Consider the following 21944-nt stretch of genomic DNA (forward strand, 5'->3'; position numbering starts at 1 on the left):
GGCCGGGCCTCAGACCCGCTCGCGCAGGTCCCGCGCCGCCCGCTCCGCCGCGGCCGCCACGCGGGGCGAGCCTGCACAGTCCCGCACCCACGAGAGGTAGTCGCGGTCGGAGTCGATGCCGACCGCACCGAGGGCCAGCGCGGCCTCCCGGACCGTCCGGTCCGGCTCCCGCGAGGGGTCCGCGAGGTCGCGCACCGCACGCCGGAGGTCGCCGCGGTCCTTCCCGACGTCCAGTCCGGCCGCCAGACAGTACGCGAGGGCGACCGTCGCCGCCTCGGCGTCCGGTCCCGCTCCCCCGGCGAACTGCCGGAGGCGGCCGAGCGCGTCGCCGACGAGGTCGGGGTCGTGGCGGGCGAGCACGCCGGTGGCGACGATGGCCCGGAACCGGGCGTCGGGGTCCTCGTCGCCGAGGTGGCCCCGGACCGCCCCAGCGACCGGTGCGACGGCGTCGGGCTCGTCGCGGGCGAGCTCGGTCAGCGCGAACAGCGCCCGGGCGCGGTTCTCGGGCGACTCCTCGTCGAGCATCGCCCGCAGGCGGTCGATGGCCGGCGGTGGCCCACCTCCACCGACGACACGGTCGAGCAGCCCGCCGTCGTCGTCCGCGCTCGCGACGAGGGCGGCCGCAGTCTCCGGGTCCTCGGCGGCGACGCCGACCGCGGTCGCGGCGCAGCGCCGGACGCCAGCGTGGTCGTCGTCGAGCAGCTCGACGAGCCGCGTCCGCGTCTCGGCGTCGACCGTCGCCAGCCCGGCCAGCGCGGTGACCGCGGCCGTCGCCGGTCCCTCGTCGGCGAACGGGTCGGCGCGCAGCCGGTCGAGCACGTCGAACAGCGCGCCGCGAGCGGCGCTGACGCGCTCGGGCTCCTCGCGAGCGACCCGGGCGAGCGCGGCCGCCGCGGCGGTCGGGTCGTCGTCGGTCTCCAGCCGGTCCACGCAGTCGGCGACGTCGATGGCGTCGAGGTCCGGTTCGTCGTCCCCGGCGGCCTCGACTGCCCGCCGGTACAGCGCCCTGCGGTGTGGGTTGCAGATCTCGTAGTACGTCGCGCCGACCTGGTCGACGGACGCCGCGGTGCAGCTGTCACAGCCCTCGGCGGTCCGCCGCGCGGTCGCCCGGAGCCCGTCGTCGTCCAGGTACGTCGTCGTCCCGTCGGCGGGTTCGAGGCTCGCCCCGGCCGCGCCGTAGGCGAGGAACAGTCGCGTGAGCGCCGCCAGCTCGTCCGCGTCGGCCGGGCGCGGCACCGTGGTCGCCTCGGCGTCGTCCCACGACAGCGTCGAGAGAAGGTCGCCGAGCGAGCGCACGTCGGCGCTGTCGGCCTCGCGGATGTCGACGCCGTATCGCCGGAAGAACGCCGCGAAGTCGGTGGCGTCGATGGCGTGGCGCGCGCCGCGTCGGCTCGCGACCGCGGGCTCCTCGTCGAACGCGACGAAGACGGTGTCCGGGAGGGCGAAGACGAGTGGGTCGTCCATACGTCCCGGTCCGTGTCCGGGCGTATAAGTTCGGCCCAACGGCGCCGCCCGTCGTGCCGGTGAGCCCCGCGGCAGCGCCCGGACTCAGGTCACGAACAGCTCGTCCTTCGCCCGCTCGCACGCATCCCGCAGCGCGTCGGTCCGCGCGCAGTCGGCCACCCAGTCGACGTGCTCGGCGTCGCCGGGGCCGCCGAGGTGGCCGAGCGCGAAGACGGCCTCGCGGACGACCCGGTGGGGCCGCCGTGTGGGGTCGGCGAAGGTGCGGACGAGCGCGGTGAGGTCGTCGAGTTCGTGGCCGGTGTCCTGCCCCGCGTCCGCGAGGACCCCGAGCCCGACGACGCCGGCCGCGGCGACGTGGCTCTCCTCGTCGGCGAGCCGGGCGAAGTCGGGGAGCCAGTCCGCGCCGCGCTCGGGGTCAGCACGGGCGAGGTTGGCGAGCGTGACCCCCGCGAGGAACCGGATTCTGGGGTTCTCGTCCGTCGTCGCGGCCCGGACCGAGTCCGCGTAGGGGTCGACCTGCGCGGGGTCGCTCCGCGCGAACTCCCGCAGTGCCGACAGCGCCTGCGTCCGACAGCGCACGGAGTCGGTCCCGAGCATCCCCCCGAGCCGCCTGATGACGGGCGGGCGACGCTCGGCGGCGGACCCGCCGAGGCTCTCCTCGTCCACGTCGAGCAGCGCCTCGGGGCGCTCCCACGCCAGCGCCGCGATGGCGGCGGCACTCGCTCCCCGGATGCTCTCGTCGTCGTCGCCCAGCCCCGCGACGAGGTGCTGGCGGACGGTCGCGTCGATGGTCCCGAGGTGGGTCAGCGCCGTCGTCACCGCCCGCAGGAAGTCCACGCTGACGATGTGTGCGCCGCGCTGGGCCTCGAACGCGTCGACGAGCACGCCCGAGACAGGCCGCAGCCGGTGCGGGTCGTGCGCCCCGATCTCGGCCAGCCGGCTCGCCGCGTCCGTCGGCAGCGCCTCCTCGCGCAGTCGGTCCGCGAGGTCGAACGCCTCCTCGTGCTCGGGCGGGTCCGGCTCCCGTCGGGTCGCGTCGACGTACTCCCGGTACACCTCGCGGTGATGCTCCTCGCAGAGCCGGTAGCACGTCGCCGACCCGGCCGTCACGGTCAGCTCGCGCACCTCGCACTCGTCGCACTCGTCGGTGAGGTCGACCGCCCGCTCGCGCGACGCCTCGTGCCGCCAGTAGCCGGGCCGCCGCGTCGGCCGCATCGCCCCGCCGGCACGGGCGTACGCCTGCACCACCCGCGTCAGATCCGCCAGCTCGTCGGCGTCCGCCGGCCGCTCGAACCGCGCGTGCGAGGGCTGCCAGGTGACCCCGCCGAGTCGGTTCGCCAGCCCCGTCAGCGTAGCCTCGTCGAGTTCGCGGTCCACGTTCGTCCCGAGGACCCCGCGCAGGAACGGCCCGTACGCCGCGCGGAACGCGTCCGCACTGGCGACCCCGGCCGCCTCGACCGGCGGGTCGAAGGCCACGGCCACGGTCGCCGGGAGGTCCCAGCCGGTGTCGAAAGCCATGCGCTCCGTTTCGCCCGCCAGCGCTTAATATCTGCGTCAGACAGTTCCGCGAGGAATCGAGCTAAGCTGTGTGTCCTCGGTGAGCTGGTCTGCGACCGACCGGAATCTCCCGATGGGTGTCGCGCTCGCCCGAACCGCTAACAGCCAGAGAGCCCCTGCCTGCTCGACTCCCGCGACTCGCTGCGGTCCTCGCTCCGCTGCGGTCCTTGCGTCGTCGGGGTTCGTCGAGCAGGCAGCCCCTTTCAGTCCCACCCACCGCGACCGCACCGCACCTCACGCCTCCCCAGCCGACTGCGCTCCTCGCTCCGCTGCGGTGCTCGTCCCTCGCACGTGCATGCCGAGCGGCCTCGCTGCGCTCGGCACGCTCGCCAGCGCGCGCCGGTAGTGGACGGGCTGGCCTCGAAGTTTACAAATATTGTAAACCTTCGCGCGCTCACAGATACGCAGACAGCGCGGCGTCCCGGCGCTCGCGGAGGTAGCGGTCGACGCGCTCGCGGTCCCAGCCGAGCGGGGAGACGACGCTGACGGCGGCCCGGGTCAGCAGGTCGGCGTAGAAGTCCGGGTCGTAGCCGCCGGGCGATTCGAAGTCGAGGCGGACGCGCTCGGCGGTGCGGCCGGCGTCGTCGTCGACGACGACGTACCGGACCGGCTGGCCGGGGTGGCGGGCGACGTCGTGGCGCTCGTACCGCCGGAGCGCGCCGACGGTGCGGGTCTCCTGCGTGTACTCGTCGGGGCGCTTGCCCACGCGCTTGGTGACGACGAGCTCGGCGGGGTCGACCCGGCCCGCGTGCAGGTCGACCAGGTGCGTGCGGAGGCGGTCGACGACGGGTTCGGGGGCGCGCTCGGCGTCGAGGATCTCGAGGAGGTCGCGCTGGCAGTCCGCGACCCACGTCGGGGTCGACCGCTGGCGGGCCTCGATACCGCGGAGCTTGAACGAGCCGTCCTCGGCCCGGCCGACGTAGCGGGTGAGCGCGCCGGCCTGGGTGCCCCGCCGGGGGACGAACGCCACCCAGTCGTAGCCCGCCTCGTACTCGAGCCGGATGCCGGCGTCGTCGGTGACCCGGGCGGCGACCGATTCGAGGGGTTCCTGCTCGGCGCCCTCGCGGGGGGTCACCCACACCGAGTCGACGATGGCGTGGACGACGTGCCAGCCCGCACGCTCCAGTTCGGCCTTCGCGTCGAGCAGCACCTCGCGGGCGAACGCGTTGATGGTCTCGTGGCACTCGATGCGGCCGAACTTGGCGTTCCGGTAGCCCTGGTAGCCGAAGCAGGAGACGAGCACCCACTTGATGGCCGCGGACTTCGCGGCGAGGCCATCGTCGTCGGCGTCGTCGGGTAGCTCGGCGAGTTGCTCCTTGAACCCGGCGCGGTCGTCGAGCAGCGGCGCGAGCACGTCCGGGAGGAAGCCCGGCTCGTCGCAGATGGCGTAGCCGAGCCCGGGGACGTCGTCGCGGTCGGCGTGGCAGTCACAGCCGACGGTCTCGGGGCTGACGTTGTGCTCGCGGATGACGTTCGGGTACAGCGACGCGAAGTCCAGCTCGTGGACGTCCTCGTGGAGCCCCACCTCGGGCGAGAGGGTGACGCCGCCGCGGTCGGCCGCGTGGAGGGTCCGCGCGGGCTTGAACCGCTCCGGCTCCCACTTGTTCCACGGGACCAGCACGCCCCGCGAGAGCGCCTCCCGGCTCTGCATCGCGGTGAGCACGGTGCCGATGCTCGCCCACGCGGTCTCCTGCAGCGGTCGCCACGAGCGCTCGACCATGTAGCGCAGCCCCGCGAGGCTGGACTCGTTCCAGAGGAAGCTGGAGCCGGTGACGACGATGGCTCGCCCCGGCACGGCGTAGCGCGCCGGCGAGTGGCCGACCCGGCCGTAGCTCTCGTAGGTGCTCTCGCCCGCCAGTCGGGTCCAGCCCGGGCGTCGGCCGAGGTCGAGATCGACGCCGTGCTCGTCGGCGGCCGCGGCCAGCGTCGGCACGAGGTCGGCGTGCGAGAGGAGGAGCACGTCGGGCTCCACGTCGTCGAGCCGACGGGCGAGCGTCCGCAGCGCGGCGCCGGGCGTCCCACCCGCCTGCTCGCCGTCGATCCGGAGCGAACCCACGCGGTCGTGGGCCAGCGCCGCCTCGTCGATGCCGATCTCGAGCGTGCGGAGCGGCTCGGTCGGCACCGGCGAGGTGTCGGTCTCGACGCAGTACCGGAACCCCGGCGCGAAGTCCACGTCGAACAGCCGGAACGTCCCCGGGGCGTGGCTCCCGCGCTCGTGGTGGTGGCGCACCTCGCGGGCGAGCGTGCGGACCTCCGAGACGCGCTCGCAGTCCACCCGGAGCACCGGTTCGGGCTCGTCGGCGTGGAGGTCGAGCCGCCACTCCTCGGTGTCGGTCGCGACGACCTTCGGGTCCGCTTCGAGCGCACCCTGCAGCTCCGCCCGGGCGTCGTCGGGCCCGGCGACGTACAGCGTCGGGTGGTAGTCGGTGTTCTCGACGGCCACGGCGTCGTCGCCGTCGCGGTGCCACTCGACGACCCGGTCGTCGTGGAAGTCGAGCGCGAACATCAGTCGGGGGTGCCGGTGCCGTCGTCGTCCGCGCCGGGCGTATCGGCGTCGTCGATGCTGGTGTCGGCCACCTCGTCGTGGCCCTCAGCGGCCGCCAGCCGCTCGTGCAGCTCGCGGATCTCCGCCTCGTGGGCGAGCAGCATCGACAGCAGCGTCGCGACCGCGGGGTCGGTCGCGTTCCGGTAGCTGGCGGCGTGGGCGGTCGCGTCGGCGCGCTCGAACAGCCGGTCGAAGTCGAGCTGGTGCTCGTACCGGAGCGCCCGCCGGAACGGCTGGTAGCGCTCCTCGAACTCGCGGAGGCGGTCGCGGTAGGTGGGGTTCGTCCGGCCCATCTCAGACACCCCCGAAGGCGGCGAGTGCGGGGTCGTCCGGTCCGAGGGCGTCGGTGACGACGGCGTCGACGGCGGCCCGGTCCGCGACCGCACCGCACCGGTCGACCCAGTACGGCACCGTGGTCTGCCAGCCGCCGTCGACGGGGTAGACGGTGGTCTCGAACGATTCGCCCTCGTAGCGCAGTCCGAAGTCGGTCCGCGTGCAGTCGAGCTCGCGGTCCGCCACGGCGGCGACCGCCTCGCGGGCCTCGCCGCGGGCGGTCACGAGCACCGGTACGTCGCAGGCGTCGGCGAGGTCCGCCAGCACGGCGACGGTCGCCGCGCGCAGGTCGTCGGCCTCCCGCTCGGGCACGTCGCCGTCGCGGTAGAGCGAGCCGAGGTTCGGACAGACGACGAGGCCGGTCCGGCCGTCGACGCGGCCGACCAGCTCGCGGACGAGGTCGTGGTGCTGGTAGGCGGTGAACGCGCGGGCGACCTGCACCCGGTCGAGCAGCCGGTCGGTCGGCGCGAGCTCGGCGAGCGCGTACGTCGTCGCCGTGTTCCGGGCGTCGACCCAGTACGCGGGCCGGCCGTCGGTCAGGGTTCCGGCGACGAGCCGGTGCAGCGCGGTCGAGCGGGCGTCGGGCGTTGCGAGCAGCGTCAGTCCGGGGTCGAGGGTCGGTTCGTGCTCCATACCAGTGCGTTGTCACACGGAGGGGAAAAGCGCGAGCTGGGCGTGTCCGGAACGTCCGGGAACGACGAGAGTGCCGACACACACCGATAGGGCCTCTGTCGCGGCCGTCAACGTCATGTCCGGAAGTCGTCCGGAAGTCGCGTCCGGAACCCGTCCGGACGTCGTCCACAAGCTGCGTCCAGCAGTCGCGTCCGAAAGTCGTCCGGAAGTTGCGCCCGGAAGCCGCGCCCGGAAGCTGCGTCCGGTGGTCGTCCTGGGGACAGGCGACGGCAGTTTCTTTGTCTCGTCACGTCATCACCCCGGTATGAGTCGCATCCAGACACAGCTACTCAACGCGGGTCTCGGGTTCACACTCGGCTACGTCGTCGGTGCCTGGCTCCGGGGGCGACGCACCGGCATCGCCCTCGGTCTCGCACTCGCCGCGGTATCTGGTGTCGCCAGCGGGCGGGTGTACGACCAGCTCGACCTCGACGAGATCGAGGACGTCGAGGACCTGGAGGACCTCGACATCGAGTCGGCCGCATCCACGGCGGCGTAGGCGGTCAGGGGATCGGCGCGGGCTCGACCACCCGGTACGTCCGCCCCCGGCCCTCGCCCTCCTTGGCCAGCAGGTCGTAGTCGCAGAGCTTGGTCAGGTAGCGCCGCCGGGTCCGTGGGACCTTCGGTTCCGCGACGCGCTCCTCGTAGCGTTCTCGTATCTCGGCTCCCGAGGGCTCCCCGAGCTCGTGGACGATCTCGTAGAGCACGCGCTGGTGCTTCGAGAGCTTCGAGAGCGTCTTCCGGCGCACGTCGTGTTCGGCCTCGGGGATGGCCGCGGTGACGTGGGCGGGCTCGACGGTCTCCGCGCCGGCCTCCTGGGCCTGGCGGGCCGCCGTCCGGAGCACGTTGATGGCGAGGCGCGCGTCGCCGGCGGCGGCGTCGGCGATGCGCGCGAGCTGGTCGTCCCCGACGACGCCCGGCTCGAACCCCATGCGCACCCGGTCGTCGAGGATGGCGACGAGCTGTTCGGTCGTGTACGGCTGCATCCGGATGGACGCACAGGTCCGCAGCCGGCTCTGGAGGCGCGGGTCGAGGTCCGCGAGGAACTCCTCCTCCCGGTTGGCGACGAGGAGGAGGGCGACGTGGGGGAGCTGGTAGAGGTCGTACAGCACGTCGGTGTCCCGCAGTACGTCGACCTCGTCGAGGATGACGACGTAGGGCTCGCCGTACTCGCGGAGCCGGCGGACGAGCACGTCGGCCGCGGTCGCCTGCCGGTGCGTCTCGACGCCCTCGCCGACGTTCTCGAGCAGCCGTTCGAGCACGGCGAACCGGGTCGAGTCCGTCCAGCAGTTGACGTACTCGTGGGCCACGTCGCGTACCTCGCGGCAGAACTGCGAGACGATGTACTGCGCACAGCAGGTCTTGCCCGTGCCGGGCGGCCCGTGCAGGAAGACGTTGCCCGGCCGGTCGTCGTCGGCGACGGGTGCGAGCGCGGTCGAGAGCTGGTTGCACTCGGCGTTCCGGTGGCGCACCTCGGAGGGGACCCACTCGTCGCGCAGCACCCGCGGGTCCGTGATCATCGTCGGCCCCTTGGGGCGGGGGGACCGTAAGTCGACGGAGACCGGAGTGGAAGTGGTCCGGGACCCCGACGACCGACAACGATAAGTCGCTGAACCGTCGTCTTCCGGTAGCTTCGGCGGGTAGTCATGACGCAGGCGTACCGCTTCGAGGAGGTCCTCACCGACGCTGTGCTCTCGCGCCACCGGGACCTGCTGGTCGCGGGCCCGAGCCGCGAGACGGTCCGGCCGGTTCCGACGCGTATCCTCGCGGCGGCAGCCGACCCCGCCGACGGCGCGGCACTGGTGACGACCCGCGACGCCGCGCGGACCCTCCTCGACCGGGTCGGGATGGAGGTCCCCGCGCTGGAGCGCGACCGCATCGGCGTCGTCGACTGCACGCCCACCCACGACGTGGTCCGGGCGAACCCGCGCGAGCGCCACTGGAGCGTGCCGTCGCCGACGGACCTGACGGGCGCGAGCATGGCCATCAACGAGTGCCTGGAGACGCTCCGGGAGGCCGGCGTCGCCCGGCGACACCTCCTCGTCGACTCGCTGTCGACGCTGCTGCTCTCGACCGACGCCGAGACCGTGTTCCGCTACGCCCATCAGGTGCTGCTGTCGGGCGGTGCGACGGGGCTGTCGCTCTTTCCGGTGTACACGAACGTCACCGACGGCACGGACTTCGAGCGGCTGAAGCACCTGTTCGACGGGCTGGTCCGGGTGCGGCGACGCGACGGCGGGCGCGAGGTCCGGTTCGTCGGGATGGAGGGGGTTCCGGCCGGCTGGGTCCGGCTCGCCGACGCGGTCGAGTAGTCAGTCCTCCCGCTTCACGCCGGGGTTCGACACCGCGCCGTTGGCCGCCGAGCCGAAGTCGCGGCCGTACTTGGCGAGCACGCCCGAGGTGTACGCCGGCTCGGGCTCGTCGCGTGCGTCGAGCCGAGATTCGATCTCCTCGTCGCTCAGATCCACCGAGAGCTCCCGGTTCGGGATGTCCACCGTCACCACGTCCCCGTCTTCCAGCGCACCGATGGGTCCCCCGACGTAGGACTCGGGGGCGACGTGGCCGACCATCGGGCCCCGGGTCGCGCCGGAGAACCGGCCGTCGGTGAGCAGCGCGACGTCGTCCTCGTGGCCCGCGCCGACGACGGCCGCGGTGACGCCGAGCATCTCGCGCATCCCCGGGCCGCCGCGTGGCCCCTCGTTCCGGATGGCGAGCACGTCGCCGCTCTCGATGCGGTCCTCCTGCACGTACTTCATCGCGGCCTCCTCGCTCTCGAAGACGCGGACGGGGCCCTCGTGGTGGAAGTTGTCCTCGCCGGTGACCTTCAGCACCGCGCCGTCGGGTGCGAGGTTGCCGGTGAGGATCTTGATGGCGCCCTCCTCGTGGAGCGGTTCGTCGGTCGTGTAGAGGAAGTCGGCCTCGATGTCCTCGTCCGGGGGTAGCTCGCCCTCGCTCTCGAGGTGGGCCAGTTCCTCGGCTATCGTCCGGCCCGTGATGGTGGCCGCATCGCCGTGGAGGTAGCCGCCCTCCAGCAGCCGCCGGAGGACGACCGGCACGCCGCCGAGTTCGTGGAGGTCGTTCATGACGCGCGTGCCGCCGGGCTGGAGGTCGGCGATCTTGGGGGTTCGTTTCGATATCTCGTCGAACTCCTCGATGTGGAGCTCGATGCCCGCCTCGGCGGCGAGCGCGAGCAGGTGGAGCACCGCGTTCGTCGAGCCGCCGATGGCGACCTGGAGCGCGATGGCGTTCTCGAAGCTCTCCTTGGTCAGGATGTCGGAGGGCCGGCGGTCCTCCTCGACGGCTTCGAGGGCGAGCTCGCCGGCGCGGTGGGCGACCTCGTACCGGGACTCGTCCTCCGCCGGCGGGCTGGCGCTCCCGAGCGGCGCCAGCCCGAGCGCCTCCGAGATGGAGGCCATCGTGTTCGCGGTGAACATCCCGCCGCAGGAGCCCGCGCCCGGGCAGGCGTGGCGTTCCAGCTCGTCCAGCTCGTCCTCGGTCATGTCGCCCGAGGCGACCGCGCCCACGCCCTCGAATACGTTCTGGACGGTGACCTCGCGCCCGTCGTGCTCGCCGGGCATGATGGACCCACCGTACAGGAAGACGCTCGGGAGGTCGGTTCGGATGCTCGCCATCAGCATCCCGGGCAGGTTCTTGTCGCAGCCCGCGACGGTGACGAGCGCGTCGACGCGCTCGCCGAACGCCACGAGTTCGACGCTGTCCGCGATGACCTCGCGGGAGACCAGCGACGCGCGCATCCCCTCGGTCCCCATCGAGATGGCATCGGAGATGGTGATGGTGCCGAACTCGATGGGCATCCCCTCCGCCGCCTCGACGCCCTCGATGGCCGACGCGGCCACGTCGTCCAGATGGACGTTGCAGGGCGTCACGTCCGCCGCGGGGTTCGCGACCCCGACCATCGGCGCGGAGAGGTCGGCGTCGTCGTAGCCCATCGCGCGGAACATCGCCCGGTGTGGTGCCCGCTCCGGCCCTTCGGTGACCTCGCGACTGCGGAGCCCCTCGGGCTTCTCGGGTCGGTCGTGCATGGTCGAGGGTAGCCACGCGACGGCTTAAGTCCCGTCGCTGGGACAGATGTTGCTGCCGAACCCGAACGTGTGATGCTGTCTGGAACCGGACCGAGTTGATCGCGAGTCGAGAGCGCACTCTCGCAGGCCGCCGGTCGATCCGTCGCCGGCGCTCCCCGCCGGCTGACTGCTCAGCTGTTGGCGCGGAACAGTTCACAGCAACCGTCGACCTCCGAGCAGCGGGTCCCACCGTCGCCAACCGGGTTCCGGACCGCCATCAATCAGTGCGGAAAAAGTTCCTCATGAATTGAGTAAATCTTTTATTACGGACGTTCGGATGTGTGCAAGAGGCACCCATGAGTGATGGACACACACGACGGCGATTCCTGAAGGCAAGTACCGCAGCGGCCGCCGGTGCAGGGCTGCTCACGAGCGCATCGACGCCCGCGCTGGCCGGCGAGGAGTACGGGAACAGCGACAAGGACGCGGTCGTCTCGGCTCCGACCGACCAGGGCGCGGTGCTGGCGTCGCTGAACCAGTACCCGAGCTACGGCGGCGGCGGGCGGTACGGCACCCTCATCGAGGAGGTCGTCGCGTCCCGGTACGACATCGAGCACGTCCGCGACGTTCACACGATGCTGTGGGACGCAGACCTCGGCGAGACGCTCGACGTGCGCGAGGACGCCGCGGGCAGCGAGGTCTCCTACGAGTCAGCGCAGGTCCCGGAGGTCCACGTCCACAACTGGTTCCAGTTCTCGTCGGGCTACTGGGCCGACCTGTACCAGGACGTGCTCGTCAGTCCGAACCGCCACTCGCTGCACGTCCGGAACGAGGTGCAGTTCGACCAGGCGAACACCCACACCCTGTTCACCCTGCTCAACCCGGCCATCGACGACTTCGACTCCGCGGGCGAGGGCGACGAGGCGTACACGACGACGGCCGACGGCTACGAGCTGGTCGTCGCCACCGACGGCACGTGGTACCTCGCGCTCGCCCAGCACCGGCCCTCGACCGGGAAGACGAGCTTCGACGGGCACCGCATCGGGCTGGAGGGCACGACGAGCGGCGGGGACCGGGCGGCGTGGCAGGACATCTACGTCGAGAACGACGGCTACATCGACTCGAACGGCTACAACGCGGGCAACGTCGACGTGGGGACCGGGCTGTACGTCGGCACCGACACGACCGTCACGTGGGAGACCGTCGTCGGCTTCGGCGCGAGCGAGAGCGAGGCGGTCGCCAACGCGACGGCCAGCCTCGACGCCGGCTACGCCGCCGAGCGCAGCGACTTCGTCGATGCCTGGGAGTCCTGGCACGGCTCGGTGACCAGCTCGCCGACCGGCGACGCGACGGCCGACGCGCTGTACGAGCGCTCGCTCACCGCGATGAAGGCCGCACAGGACCCCGCCGGTCCGACCGTCGCCGGGCTGTTCGAGCCCCACGGCGACCAGTACACGTACGTCTGGCCCCGGGACCAGACCATCATGATCCAGTCGTGGCTCGCCGCCGGGGCAGCGGCGGAGGCGCTCGAGGCGCTCTCGTTCCTCGACGACGTCCAGCTCAAGTCGGACACGTACCACGACGACCCCACCGGCCGAACCCTCAATCGGAAGGGGACCTGGTGGCAGAACTACTACCTCGACGGCTCGAAGAACTGGGAGATGCTCCAGGTCGACCAGGTCGGTGGCCCGATCTACGCCCACTGGCTCTGCTGGCAGGAGGTAGACGGGGGCGCCGCCTCGTCCACCATCCTCGACGACCACTACGCCATGTCGAAGCTCGCCGCGGAGTTCCTGCTGGGCTACGACAACGGCTACGGGATGGTCGACCGGCACAACGACCCGTGGGAGGAGAACTGGGGCTACAGCACCGAGGGCGCGGCGGCCGCCATCGCCGGGCTCCGGTGCATGGCCGCCATGGCCGACGCGAAGGGCGAGTCGGGTTTCGCGAGCACCTGCCGGAGCACGGCGAACACCTGGGCGTCGAACTTCGACGGCTACCACTACAAGACGAACGCCTTCCTCGGCGACCACTACGTCACCTGCGACTCGCCCGCGTGGGACTCGAGCTACGGCGGCCAGCCCGCCGCGGACGAGCGCCCGGACGCCGCCGCGTTCATGGCGTACTGGCCGTGGAACGTGAAGGCCGCCGACAGCCCCGAGATGGACTCGACGGTGGCAGCGACGGGCGACCCGTCGTGGACCGCGAGCAACACGCCGTGTCTGGACCGCTACCCCGGCGACGACTACACGCCGACGGACTCGCCGGAGGACGGCGGCTGGCCGCTCACCGAGGCGTACGCCGACGTGGTGCGCTGGCAGGGCGGCCGCGACGCGAACGCCGTCTCGGACTACGTGTTCAGCCACGCGAGCCAGTGGGGGACCGCGGCGGGACTGCTCCCCGAGCGCGTCGACGGGAACGGGGCCGTGCGCTGGAACTCGCACCTGAACTGGTCGCAGGCGATGTTCGTCCTGCTGACGGAGAGCCACGTGCGCGGCGCACCGTTCGGGCTCGCGCCGGACAGCTGAACCGGCCGGGGAGACCGATTCACTCCCCCGACGCTCGCGGCTTCCGGGCGACGTAGTAGGGCCGCGGGTCGAGCGGCGTGGGCCGGCGGTCGTCGGCGCTCGGGACGAGTCCGAGCACGTCGAAGCCGACGGCGGCCAGCTGCCGGCGCTGTGCCGGTGGGACGATGGCGTACGTCCGGTCGACGCCGTTCGAGTACTCGACGAGCGCGTAGCGCGACCGGAGCGTCCCGGCTCGACGGTTCCGTGCGACGAACCGCACGGTCTCGGCCACGGCAGCGCGGTCGGTCGGGTCTGCGACGAACCGGCTGAGCTGGTTGTTCGCGTCGAAGGCGAACAGGCCACCGGGCTTCAGGACCCGCCACGACTCGAGGATCGACCGCATCCGGTCGGCGGCGGGCCGGACGTCGTCGAGGCCTCGGTCCGCGAACAGCACGTAGTCGAACGACTCGGCCGGGAAGGAGAGCTCGGTGGCGTCGCCGACACGGAACTCGACGTCGGGGTGGAGCGCCTCGGCCACCTCGATCATCGTCTCGCTGACGTCGACGCCGACCACGTCGAACCCGCGCTCGGCGAGCGGAGCCGTGACCCGACCGGAGCCACAGCCGAGGTCGAGGACGCGGCCGCCGTCGTCGACGTACTCGTCCAGCAGTCGGCGTTCGACCGGCCGAAGCCCCTCGCGACCGACCTCGGCGTACTTCTCGACGGCGCCGTCGCCCTCGTAGTACTCCAGCCGCTCCATAGAACGCCCAGAACGCCCGGACTGTTTGTATGTAGCCGATTACCCGCCGAGCCGCGAGGACGGCCGTTCTGGCCCCCGTACGTGGGGTAACGTCGGCTTGCGACGGTACGGCCACCGTACCCCGTCGCCAGCGTCGCGTCACCCTTTCAAAAGGTTCTTGCGCGGACGCGGCACACGAGACGACATGGACCCCGAGGTCGCCGTCGCGCACTATCCGGAAGGTGCCGGCCACGCCACGCGGATGCTCGCCGTGGCGAAGGCACTCGAAGCCCGCGGCGCGACCGTCCGCCTCGCCGGTGGCGGTCCGGGGAAGCGGTTCGTCGAGCTCAACGGCTACGAGGAGTACGTCCCCGCGGTCGTCGACTACATCGGCGACTACCAGGACGGCGGGAACCTCTTCCGCGTAATCACCCACAGCGTCCCGATGAGCGGCAAGCGCGTCTACGACTACGTGCAGTGGCTCCGCCGGACCGAGCCCGACGCGCTCGTCACCGACGACATGTTCGCCGCGATGGCCGCCACGCTGACCGGCACCGACCTCCACGTGCTCACGCACAACTCGCCGCACTTCTACGAGGCCGCCGTCGAGGAGTGGTTCACCTGGCTGCTGACCAAGCACCAGCTCTACGAGTCCGAGCAGTTCCTCTACCCGGCGGTGTGGCCGGCCTGCGACGACGACCCCGAGGGCGTCACGCACGTCCCGCCCGTCGCGCTGGAGTGCGACGACGACCGGACCGTCGAGCCGTTCGACGTGCTCGTGGTCCCGAGCCACTACTCCGACGACCTCGACCGGCTCGTCGCCGGGCTCCGCGACGACGGCCACAGCGTCACGGAGGTCGGCGACGACGACTGGGAGACGGTGCCCGCGATGCTCCCCCACCTCGAGGCCGCCGACGTGGTCGTCTGCTCCGGCTACTCGACGGTGATGGAGGCCGCCGTCGCCGGCACCCCCTGCATCATCTGGCCGTTCACTGACGAGCAGCGCGGGGTCGGTCGCGTCATCCAGGAGGCCGGCGTCACCGGCTTCCAGATCGAGCACTCGGTGCCGCACATCCGCCGCGCCGTCGCCAACCCGCCCGACCCACCCAGCTTCGAGAACGGGGCCGAGGTCGCCGCCGACGCCATCGTCGACGCGCTGTAGGAACTGCACGTCTCCCGAGTCGAGACCGCCGGGGCGGTCTGGCTGTCCGACACGCTTCTGTCGGCGTCCGAAACCAGACACACTCCTCGGACATTCGACACCGGACACGGTTGCCACCGCCGTAACCGGTTCCCAACCACGACACCATATCCCGACAATGGCAACGGTCGGCGTCGGCGCACGCCTGCACTTCGGCTTCCAGAACCTCTCGCTGGCGCACGCCCGGCTCTACGGTGGGCTCGGCGTCGCGCTCGCGGAGCCGCGGGTGCGGGTCACCGCCGAGCCGGCCGACGGGGTGGACTGCGCCGACGCGACCGTCCGACGGTACGCCGAACGAGCGATCGAGCTCCTCGACGTGCCGGGTGCGGCGGTCTCGGTCGCGGAGACGCTCCCCAGACACGTCGGGCTGGGGAGCGGCACGCAGCTCGCGCTGGCGACGCTGGCGGCGGTCGCACAGGCCTACGACCGAGACCCCGAGGTCCGCGAGCGCGCACCGGACCTCGGCCGGGGCGGGCGCTCCGGCGTCGGCGTCGCCGCGTTCGAGGACGGCGGCTTCGTCGTCGACGGGGGCCACCCGACCGCGCGGTTCACCACGGACCCACCCGCGGCGGGCGAGTGGTCCGTCCCGCCGGTGGTCGCCCGCCACGGGCTGCCCGACGACTGGCGGTTCGTACTCGCCATACCGGACGCGGCACGGGGGCGCAACGGCGGCCGCGAGGAGGAGAGCATGCGCGCGGTCGTCGAGCGCGCCGACCCCGCGATCGCCGACGAGGTCGCGGGCGTCGTGAACCGTCGACTGCTCCCCGCCGCGGCGGAGGGTCGACTCGACGAGTTCGGGGACGCCGTCGCCGCCGTCGGGCGCCTGAACGGCGCGTGGTACGCCGACGAGCAGGGCGGCGTGTTCCGGCCGCCCGTCGGGACCGTCGTCGACGAACTCGCCGGCCACCCGGCGGTCACCGGCGTCGGGCAGTCGTCGTGGGGGCCGACGGTGTACGGGCTGACCGACGTGGACCGTGAGGACGCCGCAGCAGCCGCGGCGCGCGAGGCGCTCCGGGCCGCCGACGTGGACGGCGAGGTACGCGTCGCCGCACCCGCGAGCCGCGGCGCGCGGGTGGAGTGAGGCTGTTTGGCGAGACCCCCGTCCGGCTTCGACAGGTCCAAGATGGCCCCCCGCAGACACCGAAGCAATGCGCTTCTTCGACCGACTCGCGGCCCGCATCGACGACCGGGACACGGTCGTCTCCGTCGGGCTGGACCCCGACCCGGACCGCATCCCCGAGTTCCTCGCCGACCACGACCTGCCGCGCTGGGCGTTCAACCGCCGCATCATCGACGCGACCCACGAGCACGCGGCCTGCTTCAAACCGAACGCGGCGTTCTACGAGGACGCGGACGGCTGGCGTGCCCTGCGGGAGACGGTCGCCTACGCTCACGGGAAGGACGTGCCGGTGCTGCTCGACGCCAAGCGCGCCGACATCGGCAACACGACGCGGCAGTACGCGAAGCTGCTCGACGTCGTCGACGGCATCACCGTGAACCCCTACCTGGGCCGCGACTCCCTCGCGCCGTTCCTCGCCCGGGAGGAGGCGGGCGTCATCATCCTCGCCCGCACGTCGAACCCCGGCGGCACCGACTTCCAGGACCTCGAGCTCTCGACGGGCGAGCCGCTGTACGAGCGCGTCGCCACCCGCGCCTCGGAGTGGAACGAGCACGGCAACGTCGGCCTGGTCGTCGGCGCGACCACGCCGGACGAACTCGAGGACGTCCGCGAGCGCGTCCCGCACCTCCCGTTCCTCGTCCCCGGCGTCGGCGCGCAGGGCGGCGACGCGGAGGCCGCCGTCGAACACGGGCTCGTCGAACTGCCGGAGGGCACCGAGTCCGCGGCCCGCGGCGTCGAGGTCGGGCTCGTCAACTCCTCGCGGGGCATCATCTTCGCCGGCGAGAACGCAACGGGCGAGGACGAGTTCTTCGCGGCCGCCGGTGACGCCGCCCGCCGGCTCAAGCGGCGTCTCAACCAGTATCGATAGCCTAGTACTGGTACGTGTCGCCGCCACGCCCGGTCGGGTCGGCCCGCGACGCGCAGTCGAGGCACATCCCGTGCTCGCGTTCGTAGTGCCGGTCGCAGACCATCGCCCCACAGCGGGCACAGTGCTGGGTCGCACGGGCGTCCTCGCAGATCTGGCAGAGGGTCTCGACGCTCATGCGAGGGAGTAGCACGCCGCAGGCCTTGAGTCTGTGCCAGCGCCGACCCGGGACGGTCGGGGCCTCCGGCTGTTCGCGGTCGCTCCCGTCCCGGCAGTCGGGTCGCCGCTCACGCTCGAACAGACGCGCCAGCCGACCCGTAGCCGTGCCACCGAGAGATATTAGGTCGGGTAGTCCGTAGCTCCGTCTCGTGCGAGACTCACCGCTGTTGTTCGGTCTGGCGGCGGTGTTCGCGGGCCTGACGACGGTGCTGTTCGTGGTCGCCATCGTCACCCGCGAGCTGTTCGTCCTCGGGATCGCGGCCCCGCTAGCCCTGACCACGTACCTGTTCTGGTTCCAGGCGAGCGGGCGGCTGCGGGAGCGCGTCGACGCGGGCACGTACCGCGACGCGTTCGGGCAGCGCCGACGGGCGGCCGAGCAGAAGGCGGCGGAGGGGCCGCGAGGGCCCAGAAGCCGGTTCGGTCGGGAGGCGCGCCGGGCGGCCGAGGAGCGCCGCCGTCGTGCCCGGGCCCGTGCGACAGCGGCTGGCGCGGGGACGGGCGGTCGCAGGCAGCGAAGCCAGCGCGACCGACGCCGTCGTGCGCCGCGGACCACCGAGGGACCGACCCGGCGCGAGGCGCTGGACCGGTTGGACCTCGAATCGGGTGCCGATCAGTCCGACGTGCGGGAGGCGTACCGCGAGAAGGTCAAGGAGGTCCACCCGGACACGACCGGCGGCGACGAGGAGGCGTTCAAGCGCGTGACGGCGGCGTACGACCGGCTGTCCGAGGAGTAGTGCCAGCCGGCTCCCGGCGATCCGAGCCGTCTGACGCGTCGTCACGGTCGACCGACGGTGTCGTGACGCCGGGGTGTGGTCTTTTGAGGCCAGAAGTCGATGGGGGACGTATGGTCCCCGAGACGGTCGACCGACGGCGGAGTCGAACCGCCGTGGTGCTGGCCATCGTGCTCACCGGTATCGTCTACGTCGAGTTCTGGGACGCTACGGTGCCACCGCTACCGGAGGTGGGGACGCTCTTCCTGGCCATCGGCGTCGGAATCGCGGCGGCGGTCCTCCAGCTGGCCTACGAGGACGCTCTGGAGCCGCCGACGGTGCTCGACAACACGCTGGCGTTCCTGCTGCTGCTGGGGGTGGCACTCGTCGTCGGCCTGCTGCTGTTCCCGCGCGGGCTGCCGGTCGCCGTGGAGCTCGGGATGCTCGCCTGGTTCTGGACGACGGCCGTCGCCCGGCTCGTGCTGTTCTACGGGAAGCGGGGCTGAGTCGGTCTCCCGAGCGCTCCCATGTGAACTAGACCCAATATACGGGAAGGCTTTTCCGTACTGTATGCTAACGCGACACCATGAGCCCCGACAGGGCCGTGCTGGAACGGGCCCTCGAACGCGGCGAGCAGGAAGGCGGCAACGTCGAATTCAAGGAACGGCTCAGCAAGGACGTCCACCTGGCGGACGGCCGACGCGAGAGTCTGGCGGCGCAGCTCCGTCATCGCGTCCTCTCCGGCGACGGGGAGGCGCTGTACGTCGTCGGCGTCACCGACGACGGCGGCCTCGCGGGCATCGCGCCCGACACCTTCTCGGAGTCCATGGACGTGCTGAGCCTGCTGGCCGAGGAGGCCGGTGCACACCTCGAGGACGTCCAGACGTGGGGTGTCGGTGACGACGACGATCGGGGCATCGTCGGCGTCGCGGTGGTCCGCGAGGGTGCCGTGCTGGAGACCGACGACACGCACATCGTCGTCGGCACGGCGGGCCACGTCGACCACGGCAAGTCCACGCTCGTCGGCTCGCTCGTCACCGGACAGTCCGACGACGGCGACGGCTCCACGCGGGGCTACCTCGACGTGAAGCCACACGAGGTCGAACGCGGGCTCTCCGCGGACCTCTCGTACGCCGTCTACGGTTTCGACGACGATGACGGCGCGGTCCACATGGACAACCCGCACCGCAAGCAGGACCGCGCCCGCGTCGTCGAGGAGGCAGACCGCCTGGTCTCGTTCGTCGATACGGTCGGCCACGAGCCGTGGCTCCGCACCACCATCCGGGGACTGGTGGGCCAGAAGCTCGACTACGGGCTGCTGACCGTCGCGGCCGACGACGGCCCGACGAAGACCACCCGCGAGCACCTCGGCGTGCTGCTCGCGACCGAGCTGCCGACGCTGGTCGCCATCACGAAGGCCGACCTCGTCGACGAGGAGCGCCTGCGCGAGGTCGAACGCGAGGTCGAACGCCTGCTCCGCGAGGTCGACAAGACGCCGCTCCGGGTCGAGCGCCACGGCGTGGACGCCGCCGTCGAGGAGATCAGCGACACGGTCGTCCCCATCGTCACGACCAGCGCGGTGACGATGGACGGGCTGGACACGCTGGACGAGCTGTTCGAGCGCCTCCCGAAGACAGCCGGCGACGACGGCGACTTCCGGATGTACGTCGACCGGACCTACTCCGTCACGGGCGTCGGCGCGGTCGCCTCCGGCACCATCATGGCCGGCGAGGTCGAGGCCGGCGACGAGCTGCTGCTCGGCCCGATGCCCGGCGGCGACTGGCGGCCGGTCGAGGTGCGCTCCATCGAGATGCACTACCACCGGGTCGACGAGGCACGGGCGGGCCGCATCGTCGGCATCGCGCTCAAGGGCGTCAGCGAGTCCGAGATCTCCCGCGGGATGGCGCTCGTCCCCCGCGAGAGCGACCCCGCCACCGTGCGGGAGTTCGACGCCGACGTGATGGTGCTCAACCACCCGACCCGCATCGACGACGGCTACGAGCCCGTCGTCCACGTCGAGACCATCAGCGAGGCCGCGGTCTTCCATCCCGAGGACGGCCAGCTCCTCCCGGGCGACACCGGTCACGCGACGGTCCGGTTCAAGTTCCAGCCCTACCTCGTCGAGGAGGGCCAGCGGTTCGTCTTCCGCGAGGGCCAGTCCAAGGGGGTCGGCACCGTCACCGACGTCCACCGGGAGTGACCCGCCCCGGCTCCACACCGCTCGTCCTCGAAGGCGCCATGACCACGCATGGCCCCGCTGCCCGATAACGGTTTCAGACCTCCGGCCGTACCCCCTATCTCCGATGGATTCCCACGCGCTGGCCACCCGCCTCCTCACCGTCGCCACCGGGGTGGTCCTCCTCGTGCTGTACCTGCTGCTCGGTGCCCTGTTCGCCGGCGTGTTCGCCCTGCTCTGGGCCGGCAGTCCCGACCCCGTCTGGCTCGCCGTCGCGCTGCTCGTCTCGGCGCTGCTGTTCGGCTACGCGAGCTACCGCGGCGGCACCGCCCGCATCCTCTCCTCGCTGGAGGCGGCCGAACTGCCGCGGGACCGCGCCCCGGAGCTCCACGCCCGCGTCGACCACCTCGCCGAGCGGATGGACGTCGGGTCGCCGACGCTGCTCGTGGGCCGGATGCCCATGCCCAACGCGCTCGCCATCGGCGGCCGCGCAGACGGCAGCGTGGTCGTCCTCGACGCCGGCCTGTTCCGACTGCTCACGCTGGACGAGCTGGAGACCATCGTCGCCCACGAGCTCGCGCACATCGAGAGCCGCGACAGCCTCGTCCAGACGCTCGGCTACAGCGTCCTCGAGACGTTCAGCGGGCTGCTCTTCCTCCTCCTGCTCCCCGTCGGCCTGCTCGTCGTGGGGGTCCGGCGTGCTGTCCGGCTGCTGCTCGGTCGCCCGATCGAACCGCTCGACCAGCACGTCAGACGGGTGTACGTGGTCGTCGCCGGGGTCGTCGTCGCCGCCACCGTCGTCGCGACGCTGCTGCTGCGTGCACACTCCCGTCGGCGCGAGCTCGTCGCCGACGACCGGGCGGCCGACGTGACGGGCCGGCCGGCCGACCTCGCCCGTGCGCTGACCCGCATCGAGCGCGCCTCGAATCCCGACCGGGGACTGCTCTCCTCGCTGTACATCCACGGCGAGGACGAGGGCGGGCTGACGCGCCTGCTCGCCACGCACCCGCCGATGCGCGAGCGCGTCGAGCGCCTGCTCGACCGCGCGGACGATGCCTGGACGGCCATCGAGATCGAGTAGCGACTCCGCAGGAGACTGCCGGAGGTCGAGGGTCCGTCCTACCGCCAGGGCGGTTCGACCAGTTCGTCCAGCCGGTCGACCACGTACGTCGGCGCCGGCTCGGGTGTCGAGCCGTCGGCGAGCCACACCGAGCGCAGGCCGGCGGCGTGGGCGCCGCGGACGTCCGAGCCGAGCGAGTCCCCCACGTGGACCGCCCGGTCGGCCTCGGCGTCCAGCAGGTCGAGCACGTGGTGGAACGGCTCGGGACTCGGCTTCGCCGGCGCGTCGTAGCCCGCGTGGACGACGTGCTCGAACCGGTCCCCGAACGGGAGCGCGCCGAGCTTCGCGGTCTGCATCTCCGGTGCGCCGTTGGTGACGATGGCGAGCCGGTGGTCGGTCGCGAGGGCGTCGACCACCTCGGTCGCGCCCGGCAGCGGGTCGACCGCCGTCTGGTCGCGCGTCTCGGTGTACGCCTCGGCGACGGCGTGGCCGGCGTCAGGTGCCAGCCCGCGGTCCGCGGCGAGGTCGGCGAAACAGAGGCGTCGGAGCTCGGTGATGCCGTCTGCCCGCTCCGAGTAGTCGTCGTAGACGCCCACGTAGTCGTCGGCGTCGAAGACGGGCTCCACACCGGCGCGGTCGAACGCGAGCGAGAGCACCTCGTCGACGCTCCGCCGGTACCGACAGAGCGTGTGGTCGAGGTCGAACAGGACCGTGTCGATGTCGGCGTCGGTCATCCGGTGAAACCTGCGTCGTA

General features: G+C 72.2%; 20 protein-coding genes. 10 read left to right on the plus strand and 10 right to left on the minus strand.

Going from position 1 to position 21944, the window contains the following annotated elements; genetic code table 11:
* Positions 1-9: 9 nt before the first annotated feature.
* From ACSG06_RS05110 to ACSG06_RS05130, 5 genes are all read right to left on the minus strand, one after another.
* Complete coding sequence (locus ACSG06_RS05110; RefSeq protein ID WP_440989189.1) at positions 10-1464, minus strand: hypothetical protein; 1455 nt, start codon at positions 1462-1464, stop codon at positions 10-12.
* 84 nt (positions 1465-1548) lie between these two features.
* The gene (locus tag ACSG06_RS05115; RefSeq protein ID WP_440989190.1) at positions 1549-2982 is read right to left on the minus strand and encodes a hypothetical protein; all 1434 of its coding nucleotides are present in this window, start codon (positions 2980-2982) and stop codon (positions 1549-1551) included.
* Positions 2983-3415: 433 nt separating this feature from the next.
* Positions 3416-5527, minus strand: coding sequence for a type B DNA-directed DNA polymerase (locus ACSG06_RS05120; protein WP_440989191.1), 2112 nt, complete (start codon positions 5525-5527; stop codon positions 3416-3418).
* Positions 5527-5859 (minus strand): DUF8156 family protein, encoded by a 333-nt coding sequence (locus ACSG06_RS05125; RefSeq protein ID WP_440989192.1) that lies wholly within the window; start codon positions 5857-5859, stop codon positions 5527-5529. Before ACSG06_RS05125 ends, ACSG06_RS05120 begins: the two co-directional genes overlap by 1 nt.
* A 1-nt stretch (position 5860) precedes the next feature.
* Positions 5861-6532, minus strand: a complete 672-nt coding sequence (locus ACSG06_RS05130; RefSeq protein WP_440989193.1) for a P-loop NTPase family protein — start codon at positions 6530-6532, stop codon at positions 5861-5863.
* Between the two features lie 304 nt (positions 6533-6836).
* Between ACSG06_RS05130 and ACSG06_RS05135 the strand changes: the two genes are divergently transcribed.
* Entirely contained in the window at positions 6837-7070 is a 234-nt protein-coding gene (locus ACSG06_RS05135) for a hypothetical protein (protein ID WP_440989194.1), read from the plus strand.
* A gap of 4 nt (positions 7071-7074) precedes the next feature.
* Here ACSG06_RS05135 and ACSG06_RS05140 read toward each other — a convergent pair whose 3' ends face one another.
* Complete coding sequence (locus ACSG06_RS05140) at positions 7075-8091, minus strand: Cdc6/Cdc18 family protein (RefSeq protein WP_440989195.1); 1017 nt, start codon at positions 8089-8091, stop codon at positions 7075-7077.
* Between the two features lie 126 nt (positions 8092-8217).
* On the opposite strand from ACSG06_RS05140, the gene ACSG06_RS05145 reads away from it, so the two are divergent.
* Positions 8218-8883 (plus strand): DUF7504 family protein, encoded by a 666-nt coding sequence (locus tag ACSG06_RS05145; protein WP_440989196.1) that lies wholly within the window; start codon positions 8218-8220, stop codon positions 8881-8883.
* Here ACSG06_RS05145 and ilvD read toward each other — a convergent pair whose 3' ends face one another.
* A complete protein-coding gene (gene ilvD, locus ACSG06_RS05150; RefSeq protein ID WP_440989197.1) occupies positions 8884-10614 on the minus strand; it encodes a dihydroxy-acid dehydratase in 1731 nt (576 codons plus the stop codon).
* 335 nt (positions 10615-10949) lie between these two features.
* Between ilvD and ACSG06_RS05155 the strand changes: the two genes are divergently transcribed.
* On the plus strand, positions 10950-13121 hold the full coding sequence (locus tag ACSG06_RS05155) for a glycoside hydrolase family 15 protein (protein ID WP_440989198.1): 2172 nt from the start codon (positions 10950-10952) through the stop codon (positions 13119-13121).
* Between the two features lie 19 nt (positions 13122-13140).
* Here the strand turns inward: ACSG06_RS05155 and ACSG06_RS05160 are convergent, their stop codons facing one another.
* Entirely contained in the window at positions 13141-13860 is a 720-nt protein-coding gene (locus ACSG06_RS05160; protein WP_440989199.1) for a class I SAM-dependent methyltransferase, read from the minus strand.
* A gap of 184 nt (positions 13861-14044) precedes the next feature.
* Here ACSG06_RS05160 and ACSG06_RS05165 point away from each other — a divergent pair, with 184 nt between their 5' ends.
* The 3 genes from ACSG06_RS05165 to pyrF all read left to right on the plus strand — a co-directional run bounded on the left by ACSG06_RS05165 (position 14045) and on the right by pyrF (position 17028).
* Positions 14045-15001 carry a glycosyltransferase gene (locus tag ACSG06_RS05165; RefSeq protein ID WP_440989200.1) on the plus strand — a complete coding sequence of 319 codons (957 nt, stop codon included), beginning with the start codon at positions 14045-14047 and terminating at the stop codon, positions 14999-15001.
* Positions 15002-15158: 157 nt separating this feature from the next.
* Complete coding sequence (locus ACSG06_RS05170; protein WP_440989201.1) at positions 15159-16121, plus strand: beta-ribofuranosylaminobenzene 5'-phosphate synthase family protein; 963 nt, start codon at positions 15159-15161, stop codon at positions 16119-16121.
* 67 nt (positions 16122-16188) lie between these two features.
* Positions 16189-17028, plus strand: a complete 840-nt coding sequence (pyrF, locus tag ACSG06_RS05175) for an orotidine-5'-phosphate decarboxylase (RefSeq protein WP_440989202.1) — start codon at positions 16189-16191, stop codon at positions 17026-17028.
* 1 nt (position 17029) lies between these two features.
* Here pyrF and ACSG06_RS05180 read toward each other — a convergent pair whose 3' ends face one another.
* The gene (locus tag ACSG06_RS05180) at positions 17030-17203 is read right to left on the minus strand and encodes a hypothetical protein (protein WP_440989203.1); all 174 of its coding nucleotides are present in this window, start codon (positions 17201-17203) and stop codon (positions 17030-17032) included.
* Between the two features lie 190 nt (positions 17204-17393).
* On the opposite strand from ACSG06_RS05180, the gene ACSG06_RS05185 reads away from it, so the two are divergent.
* The 4 genes from ACSG06_RS05185 to ACSG06_RS05200 all read left to right on the plus strand — a co-directional run bounded on the left by ACSG06_RS05185 (position 17394) and on the right by ACSG06_RS05200 (position 21211).
* The gene (locus ACSG06_RS05185; RefSeq protein WP_440989204.1) at positions 17394-17978 is read left to right on the plus strand and encodes a J domain-containing protein; all 585 of its coding nucleotides are present in this window, start codon (positions 17394-17396) and stop codon (positions 17976-17978) included.
* Positions 17979-18088: 110 nt separating this feature from the next.
* The gene (locus ACSG06_RS05190; RefSeq protein ID WP_440989205.1) at positions 18089-18460 is read left to right on the plus strand and encodes a hypothetical protein; all 372 of its coding nucleotides are present in this window, start codon (positions 18089-18091) and stop codon (positions 18458-18460) included.
* 80 nt (positions 18461-18540) lie between these two features.
* Complete coding sequence (locus ACSG06_RS05195) at positions 18541-20154, plus strand: GTPBP1 family GTP-binding protein (RefSeq protein ID WP_440989206.1); 1614 nt, start codon at positions 18541-18543, stop codon at positions 20152-20154.
* A gap of 103 nt (positions 20155-20257) precedes the next feature.
* Entirely contained in the window at positions 20258-21211 is a 954-nt protein-coding gene (locus ACSG06_RS05200; RefSeq protein ID WP_440989207.1) for a M48 family metallopeptidase, read from the plus strand.
* Positions 21212-21249: 38 nt separating this feature from the next.
* On the opposite strand, the gene ACSG06_RS05205 is transcribed toward ACSG06_RS05200, so the two are convergent.
* On the minus strand, positions 21250-21924 hold the full coding sequence (locus ACSG06_RS05205; RefSeq protein ID WP_440989208.1) for an HAD family hydrolase: 675 nt from the start codon (positions 21922-21924) through the stop codon (positions 21250-21252).
* Between the last annotated feature and the right edge of the window lie 20 nt (positions 21925-21944).

It is taken from the genome of Haloarchaeobius baliensis, assembly GCF_052060055.1.
Classification (GTDB): Archaea; Halobacteriota; Halobacteria; order Halobacteriales; family Natrialbaceae; genus Haloarchaeobius; species Haloarchaeobius baliensis.